Below are 14319 nucleotides of genomic sequence, written 5' to 3' on the forward strand. Positions count from 1 at the left end.
TGAATCCAAATGCCGCGGCCGACCGCTCCAAGGAAGCACCATCCACCTGTTTCCGCGGAGCCCGCCCATGTTCTTCGACCGTTTTCAGGAAATCAGCCCGCTGATGATCCCCATCCTGTCGCTGCTGATTCCCATCATCGCCATCGTGGCCCACTACATGGGCAAGGCCCACACCGAGAGACAGCGCCACGAAACCATCCGCGAGCTGGCCCGGGCCGGCCAGCCCATCCCGCCGGAGCTGCTCAGCGACGTGCAGGACAGCGACTGGCACCGCGCCAAGCGCGACCAGTCCAATCCCAATCGCATCCTCATCCCCGCCGTCATCAACATCGGCATCGGCCTCGGCCTGATGGGCATGTTCAACGCCATGATGCCGGGCGCCTGGCTGTGGAGCATCGGCCTCATCCCGCTGTTCCTCGGCCTGGGCCTGGTGCTGTACTGGGCCGTCGAACGCAAGCCGCAACAGAACCAGCCGTGACCTCCGGCGTCCCCGCCGCGCCCGCCGAGGCGGCCCTGCAGGAGGATCGCCTGGTGGCCCGCGCCGCCGCCGGCGACCGCACGGCCTTCGCTGCCCTCGTGCAGGCCCACCAGGGCTATCTGCGCAAACTGCTCGGCCGCGTCTGCCGCGGCGACCAGGGCCGCGCCGACGACCTGGCCCAGGAAGCATTTGTGCGCGCTTGGCGCGCCTTGCCCAAGTTCCGCGGCGAGTCGCGCTTTCGCACCTGGCTGACACGGCTGGCCTACTCGGCGCTATCGGCCGAACGGCCGTCTTTGCCGCTGCTGGACGATGAATCACCCGACCTTGGCGCGCACAGCGACTTCGCCCCGGGTGCCGACTGGCGCATCGACCTCGACCGCGCCATGGCCGAGCTCAGCGAGGCCCAGCGCCACGCGCTGCTGCTCTGCTACGGCGCCGATTTAAGCCACGCCGAAGCCGCCCAGGTGCTGGGCTGGCCTCTCGGCACGGTCAAGACGCAAGTGCTGCGCGCCAAGGCCAAGCTGCGCGCGCAACTGCAAGCATGGGAGCCCACGCCATGACGACTTCCAACATGAATCACGACGACCTGCACGACTCTGCTTTTGACGAGGCGCTGCGGGCGCAGTTGCAGGACGGCGGCGAGCCCGACGACGACGGCTTCAGCCTGCGGGTGATGGCGGCGCTGGCGCCCAAGGGCGTGACGGCTCAGCAGCGCCGCTGGGCGCGCTGGGCCAGGCGGGCGCAATGGACGGCGATCTGCGCAGCGGCGTTCGGCACGGCAGCACTGCTGGCGAGCACGAAAGGGCCGCTGGATACGCCGCACGCGGTGGCGGCCGTGGCACTGGTGGGGCTGCTGGTTTTCTGGTCGGTGCCGAGTCGGTGGAGCCGGGGATAGCTCTTATATTCGGCTCGCTTTTGAAAATACCAGCCGCTCAATGGCCAATCAGCTTGCGACATACAGCCTTCACCTCTTGGACACATCGCAGGATGGTCGCTTCGTCATGGCAAAGCTGCGTCCGCTTGAAAAAGAGACTCTTTCGCTGATGCTGGAAGCCGCCAGCCATGCGTGGCTGACTGGCACCAGCGAGGACAACGTCAAGCTCAGCAGACGGCTGCCCGGGCTGGTTGCTGATGAGTCTATATCGGGTGAGTTTGCACCTTGCTCCATGCCTTTCCTGTCGAACAATCTGGATGCCTATATCTCCCTTCCACGCAGGCATTGCGGCCATTCCTCCGTGCTGCTGGGGATTTGCGGCAGAGACATCAATATTGAAGCGCTTTCCAAACTCGTGACGGGCGTATCGAGGGTCGAGCTTCACGACATGTGGGCAAAAAATGAGGCCGCGGTTGCTTCGTTTCTATCGGCGGATGCGCAAAACTTTCTTTGCCGCTGCTCCAGCCAATCCATCCACCTGCACGGCAATCGAGATGCACTGGTTGAACTGACTGGCCAACAGCCCTTCATGAAATGACGTCCGCCGAGTAGATATCGCACCCCCGGTGCTCCTGACTCTGCCGGCACACCGTGAAATAGACGGCCTTCCCGTCGGCCGACCATTTGGGCGCCGTGCCCCGTCCCTCCGTCGCGGCCAGCAGCCTCACATTGCCGCCCTCGGGGTCCATCAGGAAGATCTGGTAGCCCGCGTTGCCGCGGTTGCCGGCATAAGCGATGGTGCGGCCGTCGGGTGACCAGGCGGGCCAGCCTTCGAAGGACCAGTGGTTGGTCAGGTTCTTCGCGTTGCGCCCATCGGCGTCGGCCACGAAGACCTCCGAATTCATCTCGCCGACGATCTTTCGATAGGCGATGCGGCGGCCGTCGGGTGACATGACGGGGAACGTGTTGACGCCGCCCGAGATCAGCGTCGTCACGCGGCGGCTGGCGAGGTCGATGGCGTAGATGGCTGCCTCGTTCTTGGCCGGCGGGCGCATGTCGTCGTCGGTGCAGTAGAGGATGGCCTTGCCGTCGGGCGTGAAGGACGGGTGGAGGACGCTCTGCGTGGCTGGCGTGATGGCCTGTGAAGCACCGCTGCCGTCGGCAGCGATCAGGTGCACGACCTTGCTGTTCTCCTTCACCAGCACGAAGGCGATATGGCGCCCGTCGGGCGACCAGACCGGGTCTTCATGCTCGGCCGCGTCGAAGGTGATCTGCTGCTCGGCGCCATCGGCCAGCGTGCGCAGGAAGAGCTGCTGCCGCCCGGAGATCACCCGAATCAGCACGGCCCGCTTGCCGTCCGGCGCGGGCGCCAGGTCCATGGCATAGGAAGCGGTTACCTGCCTCGCCACCGCGACGGGTTTTCCTTGGGCGAAGGCGCCCGTGGCCGCGAGCAGGAGAGCCAGGGTGATGGCGGGTCCGTGCATGGCGTGGTGTCTCGCGAGGGCCAGGATGCGCGAGCGTAGCGAGCGGCTGCCAGCGGGGCGCATGCCGATCGTCATGACCGGTCGATTGAGGCGCGTTGGAAGCAGCCCAGCCCGATCAGATCACCGCCCTCAGGTCGCGTTCTTGAACTTGTCCCGCTGCGACAGGCAATAGGCCACCGGCACCGCGACCCCGGTCAGGACCGCGGCGGACCCGGCCGCAACGGCCACGGGGATGGGGGCGAAAGCCCACAGTGCGACATAGACAAGCCCACTGATCGTGATGGACCAGCCGCCGAGCCGGCTGACCTTGCGGGCCAATTCGTGAGGGAAGAAGCGCTTGGGCATGCGGTTGCCGTACCAGGCAATCATGAGCCCGTTCATGGCGATGACCACCCGGGTGACAGTGTCGCCATCCGCATAGCCCAGCTTGCGTGCCAAGGTCATGCAAAGCGCCACGGCGACGATGCCGCCGCCCCACGCAAGGCCTGCAATCAGGTCAGCTTTCATCGCGCAATCTCCTTCTTGGGTTCCGGCGCCTCGGCGCTCGGGCTGAACGAATGGACGAAGCCCAGCAGCGCTTCTTCGAGCACCGACAGCTTCAGGTGATACAGGACGGACTTGCCCGCCTTCTCGGCGTGCACGAGGTCGGCCTCCTTCAGCACCGCGAAGTGCGCCGACATCGTGGGCTTGGAGACGTGGAACTGGTCACTCAGCTCACCGGCGCTCAAGGGGCCCTGACGCAAGAGCTGCAGCACCTGGCGGCGGGTGGGGTCGGAAAGGGCTCTGAAAACCTTGTTCATGGCTTGATGATTAGCTAATCATCGAAATGTGTCAAGCGTGCTCGGCAGCGCCGACTGGTGCATCGACGCCCCATGCCGAGGCACGTGATCTCGGCCGCTGGGGCCTGAAGAAGGTCTGCCAAAAAAGCGTCTGACCGAGCGACGCCCGGTACGCCCCACGCAGCAGCTGCGCAGAGCGGATACACGGCCAACTGGCACGTTTGATGCTGGAGTACCGACTGGTATACCAACGAGTGCACCATGACCGAGCGAAGCCTTCTGACCCTTGGAGACTGGCACCAGGCCTATCTGGACGGCGCCTCGCCGCGGGAGTTGCTGGGCACGTGCGCCGCCCAGCTCGGACAGCATGACCCCGCGGTGTGGATTCACAAGGCAAGCAGAGCGGAACTGGAGACACGGCTCGCCGCACTCGAAGCGCAGCTCGCTGCCGCAGGCGCCAACCGGGCCGAGCTGCTGGCCCGCTTGCCGCTGTTCGGCGTGCCCTTCGCCGCCAAGGACAACATCGACGTGGCCGGCATGCCGACCACCGCCGCCTGCCCGGCTTTCAGCTTTGTGCCGGAAGTGCATGCCCACGTGGTGCAGCGCCTGGTCGACGCAGGCGCGGTCTGCCTGGGCAAGACCAACCTCGACCAGTTCGCCACCGGCCTCGTCGGCGCGCGCTCGCCCTATGGCCGGCCGTTCAGCGCGTTCGACGCGCAGCGCGTCAGCGGCGGCTCCAGCTCGGGGTCGGCGCTGGCGGTGGCCCGCGCGGAAGTGGCGTTCTCGCTGGGCACGGACACGGCCGGTTCGGGGCGCGTGCCGGCGGGCTTCAACAACCTGGTGGGGCTCAAGCCCACGCCGGGCCGGGTCGGCACGAGCGGCGTCGTGCCGGCCTGCCGCACGCTGGACTGCGTGTCGGTGTTCGCGCTGACGGTGGAAGACGCCGCCACCGTGCTCGCGGTCATCGAAGGGCCGGACGGGCAGGACGCCTACAGCCGCTTCGAGCCCGGGCCCGCGCAGCTGCCGGCGCGGCTGCGCATCGGCGTGCCGGCGGCGCCCGACCTCAGCGCCGACTACGCGTCGTGCTGGCCGCTGGCGTTGCAGCTCGCCCGCGAACTGGGGCACGAGATCGTGCCATTGGACTTCGCATCGCTGCACGCGGTGGCGGACCTGCTCTACAACGGCCCGTGGGTGGCCGAGCGCCATGCCGTGGTGCAAGAGCTGCTGGAGCGCGACCCGCAAGCCATCGAGCCCACGGTGCGTGGCGTGATCGAACGGGCCATCGGGCTCTCTGCCACCGACACCTTCAAGGGGCAGTACGCGCTGCGTGCCGCGCAGCGGGACACGGCGGCGCTGTGGCAGCAGGTGGACCTGCTGATGGTGCCGACCGCGCCCGCCCACCCCAGCTTTGCCGAGCTGGACGCCGACCCGATTGGCGCGAACGCGCAGCTGGGCCGCTATACCAACTTCGTCAACCTGCTGGGCTGGTGCGCGCTGGCGCTGCCGGCCAGCTTCAGCGAGCAGGGGCTTCCCTTCGGCGTCACCTTCATCGCGCCTGGGCAGGCGGACGCGGCGCTCGCGCGCTTCGGCCTGGCCTGGCAGGCCGCCTCGGCGTTGCCTCTCGGGGCCACGGGCGCACCGCGTTCGCCGCAGCAGGCAAGCGCCTGGCCTGCCGTCGAGGCAACCCTGCCGCTGGCGGTGGTGGGCGCCCATTTGTCGGGCATGCCGCTGAACGGCCAACTTGTCGAACGCGGCGCCACCTTGCGCGAAGCCACCACGACGGCGCCCAGCTACCGCCTGCATGCGCTGCGCGGCACGGTGCCACCCAAGCCGGGCCTGCAGCGCGTCAGCGAAGGCGGCGGACCCATAGCGGTGGAAGTCTGGAACGTGCCGCTGCGGCACATCGGTTCGCTGCTCGCGCTGATCCCCGCCCCGCTGGGCCTGGGCAGTCTGGAGCTTGCCGACGGCAGTTCGGTGCACGGCTTCATCTGCGAAGGCCACGCGCTGGCCGGCGCAACCGACATCACGTCCTACGGCGGCTGGCGGGCCTACATGGCCGAACTGCGTCGCGCCTGAGTCCTTTCATTCACCCAAGGAGCCGAACATGACCGATTCGTTCAAACCCCAGCGCCGCACGCTGCTGGGCGCGGCCGCCGCCGTGGCCACGCTGGGAGCGCCCGCGCTGGTGCGCGCGCAGACGCCCAAGATCCGCATCGGCTACTGGCCGGTGGCGGCCGGGTTGCCGTTCTATGCGGCGGTGGAAAAGGGTTACTTCAAGGAGGCCGGGCTGGACGTGGAGGCGCTCAAGTTCGCCGGCGCCCAGCAGGTGATGGAGGCCATGCTGGCCGGCCGCTGCGATGGCAGCTCCAATGGCACGGGCTCGGGCAACCTCGGCGTGGGCGAGATCGCGTCGCCCGGCCTCTTCAAGATCATCGCCACCAACCCGAGCAACCAGAAATACGTGCTCGACCAGTTCCTCGTGCCCAAGGACAGCCCGGTCAAGACGCTGGCCGAGCTGAAGGGCAAACGCGTGGCCAGCGGCCCCGGCATCCAGAACAAGACGCTGGCCATGGCCGTGCTGGAGCGCGCCGGCGCGCCGGGCACGACGGTGACCGAGCTGCCCATCGGCCAGCACGTGGCCGCGCTCGCCGCCGGCCAGGTGGACGCCGTCTATACGCTGGAGCCCACCGGCACCGTGGGCCGGCTCAATGGCACGACGCGCGTGCTGGAGGCCGGCGTCATCGCCAAATACATCCTCGGCGACCCGCTGGCGCCCTGGCACGGCGGCTCGGCCACGCTCACCACCGAGTTCATCAAGAAGCACCCGGCCGAGACCAAGAAGTACATCGCGGCTTACGCCCGCGGCATCGAGCTCGTGCGCAAGGACCCGGCCCAGGCACGCAACTTCCTGAAGGGCTACACCGCCATCGAAGGCCCGCTCACCGGCGAGGTGCCGCTGGCCTCCTACATGCTCTACAACGAGTTCACGCCCAGCGACGTGGCGGCCTTCCAGAAGTTCTTCGACCTCTTCACCGAGAAGGGCGTGTTCGAGAAGAAGCTGGACGTGACCACTCTGCTCTACAAGGCTTGAGGCCGTGACCACCATGGACTCCACCCCTGCCGCCACCCCGCCGTGGCAAAAAGCCGCCGACGGCCAGCCCGCCGTGCGCCTGCCGCGCTTCAACGTCGCCAAGCTGCTGCCCTTCATCGGCCCGCTGATGCTCTTCATCGCCTGGGACCTGGTGGTGCGCTTCGGCCTCATCCGACCCATCCTGCTGCCGCCGCCGCTGGCCACGTTGCAGACCCTCGTCGTCGGCCTGGCCGGCGGGCCGCTGCTGCTGGACTTCGCCACCACGGTGTGGCGCACGGTGCAGGCCTTTTTGATCGCCGCCGTCATCGGCGTGCCGCTGGGCGTGCTGCTGGGCAGCAACGAGCGCGCCTACCGCAGCGTCGAGTTCCTGATCGACTTCTTCCGCTCGACGCCGTCGTCGGCGCTGATCCCGCTGTTCCTGCTGATCTTCGGCGTGTCGGACATCAACAAGATCGCCATCGCGGCCTTCGGCGCGCTGCTGATCGTCGTGTTCAACAGCGCCTATGGCGTCATCAATGCGCGCAAGCAGCGGGTCATGGCGGCCAAGGTGATGGGCGCATCGCGCTGGCAGATCTTCAAGGACGTGCTGGTGTGGGAGAGCCTGCAGCCCAGCTTCGTGGGCCTGCGCTCGGCGGTGTCGATGGCGCTGGTCATCGTCGTCGTGGCCGAGATGTTCATCGGCTCGGACAACGGCCTGGGCCACCGCATCATCGACGCGCAGCAGGTGCTGAACGTGAAGACCATGTACGCCGCCATCCTGGCCGCGGGCATCCTGGGCTATGTGCTCAACATCCTGTTCCTGGTGCTGGAACGCAAGATCGTCCATTGGAGTGGAAGATGAATGCAGTCCTGAACGCCCCCGTCGTCGCCGACGTCCCGGTGCGCCCCTTCCAGCCCGGCCCGGCCGGCACCCACATCACCATCCGCGGCCTGACGAAATACTTCGCCGGCTGGCCGCTGTACGAGGACTTCAACCTCGACATCCCGAAGAACAAGATCGTGTCGGTCTTCGGCCCCAACGGCTGCGGCAAGAGCACGCTGATCAACATGATCGCGGGGCTCATCCCCATCGACTCCGGCCAGATCCTGTTCGACGGCAAGAGCCTCAAGGACACCAAGATCGGCTATGTGTTCCAGAACTACCGCGAGGCGATGTTCCCGTGGATGCGCACCATCGACAACATCGCCTACCCGCTGAAGATGGAAGGCCGCAGCAAGGCCGAGGTGGACCGCCGCATGGCCGAACTGGTGGAGAGCTTCGACGTCAAGTTCGACCTGAAGCGCTACCCGTATGAGCTGTCGGGCGGGCAGCAGCAGACGGCGTCCATCATGCGGGCGCTGGCGCCCGGCCCCGAGGTGCTGTTCCTGGACGAACCCTTCTCGGCGCTGGACTTCGAGATGACACTGTTCATCCGCGAGAAGCTGCAGGAGGTCTTCATGCAGACGGGCGTGACGATGATGCTGGTGTCGCACGACCTGGAGGAGGCTGTTTACCTCGCCGACGAGGTGCTGCTGCTGACCAAGCGGCCGACCAAGGTGGCCGAGATCCTGAAGTACGAGGACCCGCGGCCGCGCACGGTGGCGACGTTGTCGGAGCCCAGCTTCATCACGGCCAAGAAGCAGAGCCTGGAGATCTTCCAGCGCGAGGTGCGGCGTTGATGATGCGCGCTGAGCAGATCGAGGCCTATGTCGACGCTGCTGCGGCGGCGTTGGACCTGCCGCTGGCGCCCGAGCACCGGCCCGGCGTGCTGCGCTACTTTGGGCTGGCGGCGGAGATGGCCGAGCTGGTCAACGCCTTGCCGCTGACCGTGCAGGACGAGCCGGCCGAGGCCTTTGTGCCCATCTCGCCATGAACAGCGCGGCTGAACTGCTGCTTCGACCCGCTCACGCCATCGCCGCCGCGGTGCGGGCCGGCGACGTGAGCGCGGAGTCGCTGGTGCAGGCCAGCCTGGCGCGCATCGAGCAGACCGACGCCGCAGTCAACGCCTTCACCGACATCACCGCCGACCGCGCGCTGATGGCCGCGCAACTGCTGGACCGCCGCCTGCACGAGGGCGACGAAGCGGTGCGTGCACTGCCGCTACTGGGCGTGCCCTATGCCGTCAAGAACCTGTTCGACGTCGCAGGCCTGACGACGCTCGCCGGCTCCAGGATCGAACGCGATCAGCCGCCGGCCGCCAGTGACGGCCCGCTCGTCCAGCGCATGGACGCAGCCGGCGCCGTGCTCGTCGGCGCGCTCAACATGGACGAGTACGCCTACGGCTTCACCACCGAGAACAGCCACGAGGGACCGACGCACAACCCGCATGACCTCACCCGCGTGGCCGGTGGCTCGTCGGGCGGCAGTGGCGCCGCTGTCGCCGCCGGCCAGGTGCCGATCACGCTGGGCTCCGACACCAATGGCTCCATCCGCGTGCCGGCGTCGCTGTGCGGCGTGTTCGGCCTCAAGCCGACCTACGGCCGGCTGCCGCGCAACGGCAGCTATCCCTTCGTGGCGAGCCTGGACCATCTCGGCCCCTTCGCACGTTCGGCGCAGGACCTGGCCTTGGCCTATGACGCGATGCAGGGCTTCGATGCGGCGGACGCGGGCTGCGTCAACCGCGCGGCCGAACCGACGCATGCCGCGCTGGCCCAGGGCCTCGGTGGCCTGCGCATCGCCCGGCTCGGCGGCTACTTCGACGACAACGCCGGCCCCGAGGCGCGCGCCGCAGTGGCGCGGGTCGCGCAGGCCCTGGGCGGCCTGGCCACGGTCGAACTGCCCGAGGCGCAGCGCGCCCGAGCGGCCGCCTTCCTGATCAGCAACGCCGAGAGCGCCAACCTGCATCTGGACGATCTGCGCCGCCGGGCACACGACTTCGAACCGCTGTCGCGCGACCGCTTCCTGGCCGGCGCGCTGCTGCCCGCCGCGTGGGTGATTCAGGCCCAGCGTGTGCGCCGCTGGTTCGCGCTGCGTGCGGCCGAGTTGCTGCGCGACGTGGACGTGCTGATCGCCCCCGCTACGCCGGTAGTGGCGCCGGTGATCGGCAGCGAGTGGATGGACATCGACGGCCGCCGCCTGCCCGCGCGGCCCAGCCTGGGACTTTTGACCCAGCCCATCTCCTGCATCGGCCTGCCGGTGTGCGCGGCGCCGGTGTGGGGCGTTCATCCCAGCATGCCCATTGGCGTGCAGATCATTGCCGCCCCCTGGCGGGAAGACCATGCGCTGCGCGTCGCCCACGCGCTGGAACAGGCGGGCGTGTTCGCGGCCCCCATCGCAAAGCCATGACCGACATCAATCTCCCCGATGTGCTGGCCGAGATGCAGGCCGTCTTCGACCGGTACGAGGACGCGCTGGTCAACAACAAGGTCGATGTGCTGGACGCGCTGTTCTGGACCTCGCCCCATACGGTGCGCTACGGCGTTGCCGAGAACCTTGTCGGTTACGCGCAGATCCAGGCCTTCCGCGCCGCGCGTTCACCCGCCGGCCTGGCGCGCACATTGCGGCACACGGTCATCACCACTTTCGGCCGCGACTGCGCAACCGCGATGACCGAGTTCCATCGCGAAGGCAGCGCCAGCACCGGCCGGCAAAGCCAGACCTGGGTGCGCATGCCCGACGGCTGGCGCGTGGTGGCCGCCCACGTCAGCTTGCTGGCCCCACCTGCTGGCTAAGATCGACTTCATGCGGCCACCCAATCTTGCCGAGCAGGTCTACACCCAGCTCAAGGCGGAACTGAACGACTTCCAACTGGTGCCGGGCGACCGCTTCTCCGAGGCCGAACTGGGCCAGCGCCTGGGCGTCAGCCGCACGCCGGTGCGCGAGGCGCTGTTCAAGCTGCGCAACGAAGGCTTTCTCGACGTGGAGGCCAAGACCGGCTGGTCCGTGCGGCCGATTGATTTCGGTCGGCTGGAGCAGCTCTATGACCTGCGCGTGATCCTGGAGCTGGCGGCCGTCGCGCGGCTGTGCGCCCACACCGGCACGCCGCCGCCCGAGCTGGAGTCGCTCAAATCCATCTGGTTGGTCCCCACCACCGAACGCCTGAGCGACGCCCGCGAGGTGGGCATGCTGGACGAAGCCTTCCACGCCACGCTGGTGCGCGCCGCAGGCAATGCCGAGATGGCGCGTGTGCACTGGGACGTGACCGAGCAGATCCGCATCATCCGGCACCTGGATTTCACGCGCGGCCACCGCATCGAGGCCACCTATGCCGAGCACGCCAAGATCCTGCGCGCGGTGATGCAGCGCAAGGTCGAGCAGGCCCAGCTGCTGCTGCGCAGCCATGTCGAGCAGAGCAAGGCCGAGGTGCGCAAGATCACCCTGGCCACGCTGCACGAGGCGCGCGAGAAAACAGCGGCCAAATCGGCAGCCAAGGCCGGCCTCTGAAGACCTGCTGGACCCTTCATTGCCTCATCTCATACACCGGCGCCGGGCTCTCTCCCTTCTCCGCCAGCGCCAGCAGCTCCTTCAGCCGGCCCGCGTCACGCGGGTCCTTGGCCTCAGCCACCAGCGTCTTCAGGATGGCCACATAGGCCGCCTGCTGCGCCTGTGCCGCAGGCACCTCGATATCGGGCTTCACGCCCACGCCCTCCCAGTTGGTCTGCGTGACCGGGTTGATGGCGCGTGCCGTGGGGATGTTGATGACGAGGCCGTGGCCGAGGCTGAAGCGGTCGCCGGCGTTGGCGCCGCCGCCCGTCGTCTGGCCTACCAGCACGGCGCGCTTCTGGGTCTGGAAGTCGTAGGCGCATTCCTCGCCGCCGGAGAAGGTGCGGCCCGACGTCAGCACATAGACGGGCTTGCCGTAGCGCGGTGAGGTGGCCGGGGTCGTCCAGTACTGCTGGGTCTGGTTGGTGGAGCGCGTGTAGATGTCGTTCAGGTGGCGCTCGTCGCCCAGCGGGAAGAAGTGGCTCATCAGCAGGGCCACGCTGGCGGGCGCGCCACCGCCGTTGCGGCGCAGGTCGAGGATGAGGGCGTCGCTGCCATTCACCAGGCTCAATGCAGCCGCATAGGCCGGGCCGACCAGGTCCGGCGGGCCGAAGCCGCGCAGCTCCATGTAGGCGACGTTGCCGGGCAGGCGCAGCACTTTCTCGACGCCGAAGGCCAGCTGCGCCACCTCGGCGCGCTGGCGGTCCATGTCCTCGGCGCTGGGCACGGCGTTCGGGCCGGCCGGGTCTTCGCGGAAGCGGGGGTCGTGGAAGACGCGGAAATGCTTGTCATGGCCGAGGGCGCGCAGGTCCTTGGAGATCAGCTCCGCAAACTCCGGCGCCGAGACGGCTGCGCCATAGGCCTGCACCTTGGCGGGCAGCGCGCCGTTGATCTGCGCGGCCACGTCGGGGAAGACGTAGTTCGCGGCCAGCTTGCCGGACAGGGTCTGCAGCACCTCAGCCCGCTGCTGGGCCGTGAGGGCTGGGCCGGGCGGTCCGGGTGGCGCGGCCAAGGCTTGCGCGCAGGCCAGCGTGGAAGCGGCGATCAGGGCGAGCAGGGTCCGGTGCTGTCGTGGCGATGTCGTCATGGCGATGTCCTCGGGTTGACTACTAAACGATTAGTAGATTGGGTCAAAAAAAAGCGCGGTTGCGCAGGCGGTCAGTCGGGGAGTGGCAGCACGTCGAGGGTCTCGATCGCCCAGTCGCCACCGCTGACGGTGCGGCCGGCATAGCTCACCTGGGCCCGGCCCTTGGGGCCCTGGAAGGTGACGGTGAAGCGGGCCTTGCCGCCAACCGGGTCGTCGATGCCCCAGAGATGGAAGTCGCGTGCGCCCCAGGTGTGGATGCGGCCGTGAAAGCTCGCCCGGTCGAAGCGGGCAGGCAGGCCGGTCACGGCGGTCACGCGGGCGTCGGCACTGATCATGTTCATCAGGCGTTGGGCTTCCTCTGACATGGCTGCACGCTGCGGTGGCGCGACGCCGCCCAGCTCGGGCAGCGCGGGCAAACCCGGCGGCGGCGGCAGCGGAGGCTTGCCGGACTGCGGCAGGGTGGCGCCCATGGCCGCCATCGCCGCCAGCCAGGCGCGCACGCCGGTGTCGATGGGCCGGGGCTCGCCGTCCTCGCTATAGCTCTCCTGCACCTGCCCCTGGGCGTCCATGCTGATGCGGTAGTGGCGCTGCCGCTCGCCCAGGTAGCTAGCCGTGTAGTCGCGGTGGTTGCCCGGCGTCAGCTCGCCGCTCGATGAAGCGTCGATGGTGAGGTTGGTCAGCAGATGGGCCGGCGGGGCCAGTTGCAGCGCCACCAGCAGAGCACAGCAGGCGGCAAAGCACAGGATGGCGGTCACGCGCCAGTTCGCCGGCCGCGGCGTGCCGGCCAGCAGATGCTCGACACGCTTGAGCAGGCCACCGCCGCGGGCGGCCAGCGCAGGCAGCGGCAGCTTGCCGCATTGCAGGCCCGCCAGTGCCTCGGCCAGCGCGACGGCATCGCCGCAGGCCGACACGGCCAGGTCGTCGCAGGCGTGCTCGCGCTCCTCGCGGATGCGCCGGCTCAGCCACCACATGGCCGGGTGGTGGAAGAGCAGGCCTTCGATCAGGCATTGCAACGCGTTCCAGCACCAGTCCAACCGGCGGATGTGGGCCAGTTCGTGGGCCAGCAACGCCTCGACCTGGTCGGGCGGCAGCCGCGTCAGCAGGGACAGCGGCAACCAGATCACCGGCCGCAGCACATGGGTGGTGAAAGGCGACACGACGCGCTGCGCCAGCCGCACCGAGACGCGCCGCGTGACGCCAAGCGCTGCCGCCAACGCGTCGAACCGCGCCTGCCAATGCGGCGGCAGCGCCACGAAGGGCTGGGCCTCGATGCGGCGCAGCAGCCGCCAGCCGCCAACCTGGCGCAGCGTCATGGCCGCCACGCCGATGAGCCAGACCTGGGACAGCACGACGAGCAGCCAATCCTGCCAGGACGGCACGCCGGCCGCCGCGAGGGGCTGCATGCCGGGTTCCAGCCCCTGCCCGCCCAGCCAGGGCAGGCCCGCCGTCGTGGTGGGCGACGGCGGCTGCCAGCACAGCAGGAAGGTCACGATCGGCGCCAGCAGCATCGCGACAAGGCCGGCCATGCCCAGCGCGTGGCGCAGCCTTGCCGGCGCCTGCGCGAGGGCGTTGAAGCCGAGCGAGGCGAGCAGGCCGATGAGGGCGAGCTGCCAGACCGAATGCAGCAGCGCCTGCACGAGGGCGGACGCGAGGCTGAGCTGGAGGTTCATCGCCACGCCGCCGGGGTCAGGGCTTGCGGCGGCTCTTGGCCTGGGCGATCAGGCGCGAGATCGCGTCCAGCTCCTCGGGGCTGGCCTGGTCGTCGTCCAGCGCGCTTTGCACCAGCTTGAAAGCCGAGCCGGCAAAGGCGTTGGCCATGAAGCTCTTCAACATGGACGACTGCACCGCCGGCTCGGAGTACATCGCCGTGTAGCGATGGCTGCGCTCCGAGTCATCGCGCTGCACGAGGGCCTTGTCCGTCATGATGGTGAGCATCTTCAGCACGGTGGTGTAGGCCGTGTCCTTACCACGCAGCAGCTCTTCGTGCACCTGGCGCACGGTGGCCGGCGCGCCGATGGCCCAGAGCGCTCGCAGGATGGCCAGTTCGCCGTCGGTGGGAAGGGGATTTGTCATCGAGGTGCCGCGTGGCCGTCATCTACTAATTCGATAGTACTATTTCATTAG

The 14319-nt window shown here is 68.4% G+C and carries 18 protein-coding genes; 12 read left to right on the forward strand and 6 right to left on the reverse strand.

Translation table 11 applies throughout. The features are described 5' to 3' along the window. Positions 1-67 precede the first annotated feature (67 nt). From AC1D2H_RS02390 to AC1D2H_RS02405, 4 genes are read left to right on the forward strand one after another with little or no spacing between them, the layout of a single operon-like run. Complete coding sequence (locus AC1D2H_RS02390; protein WP_477928655.1) at positions 68-478, forward strand: DUF6249 domain-containing protein; 411 nt, start codon at positions 68-70, stop codon at positions 476-478. Beyond that, complete coding sequence (locus tag AC1D2H_RS02395; RefSeq protein WP_478009743.1) at positions 475-1038, forward strand: RNA polymerase sigma factor; 564 nt, start codon at positions 475-477, stop codon at positions 1036-1038. Before AC1D2H_RS02390 ends, AC1D2H_RS02395 begins: the two co-directional genes overlap by 4 nt. After that, positions 1035-1373, forward strand: coding sequence for a hypothetical protein (locus tag AC1D2H_RS02400; RefSeq protein WP_478009744.1), 339 nt, complete (start codon positions 1035-1037; stop codon positions 1371-1373). Before AC1D2H_RS02395 ends, AC1D2H_RS02400 begins: the two co-directional genes overlap by 4 nt. 40 nt (positions 1374-1413) lie before the next feature. After that, a complete protein-coding gene (locus AC1D2H_RS02405; RefSeq protein ID WP_478009745.1) occupies positions 1414-1950 on the forward strand; it encodes a hypothetical protein in 537 nt (178 codons plus the stop codon). Here AC1D2H_RS02405 and AC1D2H_RS02410 read toward each other — a convergent pair. From AC1D2H_RS02410 to AC1D2H_RS02420, 3 genes are all read right to left on the reverse strand, one after another. Beyond that, a complete protein-coding gene (locus AC1D2H_RS02410; RefSeq protein ID WP_478009746.1) occupies positions 1940-2836 on the reverse strand; it encodes a TolB family protein in 897 nt (298 codons plus the stop codon). The genes AC1D2H_RS02405 and AC1D2H_RS02410 overlap by 11 nt on opposite strands. Positions 2837-2965: 129 nt before the next feature. Then, positions 2966-3343, reverse strand: coding sequence for a hypothetical protein (locus tag AC1D2H_RS02415; RefSeq protein ID WP_478009747.1), 378 nt, complete (start codon positions 3341-3343; stop codon positions 2966-2968). Continuing rightward, positions 3340-3636 (reverse strand): autorepressor SdpR family transcription factor, encoded by a 297-nt coding sequence (locus tag AC1D2H_RS02420; protein ID WP_477928643.1) that lies wholly within the window; start codon positions 3634-3636, stop codon positions 3340-3342. The genes AC1D2H_RS02415 and AC1D2H_RS02420 overlap by 4 nt, the downstream gene beginning before the upstream one ends. A 240-nt stretch (positions 3637-3876) precedes the next feature. Here AC1D2H_RS02420 and atzF point away from each other — a divergent pair, with 240 nt between their 5' ends. From atzF to AC1D2H_RS02460, 8 genes are read left to right on the forward strand one after another with little or no spacing between them, the layout of a single operon-like run. Beyond that, entirely contained in the window at positions 3877-5691 is a 1815-nt protein-coding gene (atzF, locus tag AC1D2H_RS02425; RefSeq protein WP_478009748.1) for an allophanate hydrolase, read from the forward strand. A 28-nt stretch (positions 5692-5719) separates the two neighbouring features. Further along, positions 5720-6706: an ABC transporter substrate-binding protein gene (locus AC1D2H_RS02430; protein WP_477928640.1), complete on the forward strand. Its 987-nt coding sequence runs from the start codon at positions 5720-5722 to the stop codon at positions 6704-6706. A gap of 13 nt (positions 6707-6719) precedes the next feature. Then, the gene (locus AC1D2H_RS02435; RefSeq protein WP_477928638.1) at positions 6720-7547 is read left to right on the forward strand and encodes an ABC transporter permease; all 828 of its coding nucleotides are present in this window, start codon (positions 6720-6722) and stop codon (positions 7545-7547) included. Then, positions 7544-8365, forward strand: coding sequence for an ABC transporter ATP-binding protein (locus AC1D2H_RS02440; protein WP_477928636.1), 822 nt, complete (start codon positions 7544-7546; stop codon positions 8363-8365). Before AC1D2H_RS02435 ends, AC1D2H_RS02440 begins: the two co-directional genes overlap by 4 nt. Continuing rightward, positions 8365-8559 carry an AtzG-like protein gene (locus AC1D2H_RS02445; protein ID WP_478009749.1) on the forward strand — a complete coding sequence of 65 codons (195 nt, stop codon included), beginning with the start codon at positions 8365-8367 and terminating at the stop codon, positions 8557-8559. The genes AC1D2H_RS02440 and AC1D2H_RS02445 overlap by 1 nt, the downstream gene beginning before the upstream one ends. Beyond that, positions 8556-9971 (forward strand): AtzE family amidohydrolase, encoded by a 1416-nt coding sequence (locus tag AC1D2H_RS02450; protein ID WP_478009750.1) that lies wholly within the window; start codon positions 8556-8558, stop codon positions 9969-9971. Before AC1D2H_RS02445 ends, AC1D2H_RS02450 begins: the two co-directional genes overlap by 4 nt. Next, positions 9968-10357, forward strand: coding sequence for an oxalurate catabolism protein HpxZ (hpxZ, locus tag AC1D2H_RS02455; protein WP_478009751.1), 390 nt, complete (start codon positions 9968-9970; stop codon positions 10355-10357). Before AC1D2H_RS02450 ends, hpxZ begins: the two co-directional genes overlap by 4 nt. A 10-nt stretch (positions 10358-10367) precedes the next feature. Continuing rightward, the gene (locus AC1D2H_RS02460) at positions 10368-11069 is read left to right on the forward strand and encodes a GntR family transcriptional regulator (protein ID WP_478009752.1); all 702 of its coding nucleotides are present in this window, start codon (positions 10368-10370) and stop codon (positions 11067-11069) included. A gap of 16 nt (positions 11070-11085) precedes the next feature. Here the strand turns inward: AC1D2H_RS02460 and AC1D2H_RS02465 are convergent, their stop codons facing one another. From AC1D2H_RS02465 to AC1D2H_RS02475, 3 genes are all read right to left on the reverse strand, one after another. After that, on the reverse strand, positions 11086-12195 hold the full coding sequence (locus tag AC1D2H_RS02465; RefSeq protein WP_478009753.1) for a S41 family peptidase: 1110 nt from the start codon (positions 12193-12195) through the stop codon (positions 11086-11088). 71 nt (positions 12196-12266) lie between these two features. Next, positions 12267-13865, reverse strand: coding sequence for a M56 family metallopeptidase (locus AC1D2H_RS02470; RefSeq protein WP_477928625.1), 1599 nt, complete (start codon positions 13863-13865; stop codon positions 12267-12269). 16 nt (positions 13866-13881) lie between these two features. Further along, positions 13882-14268 (reverse strand): BlaI/MecI/CopY family transcriptional regulator, encoded by a 387-nt coding sequence (locus AC1D2H_RS02475; protein ID WP_478009754.1) that lies wholly within the window; start codon positions 14266-14268, stop codon positions 13882-13884. Positions 14269-14319: the final 51 nt, after the last annotated feature.

The organism is Roseateles sp. P1_C1_2, assembly GCF_056406535.1.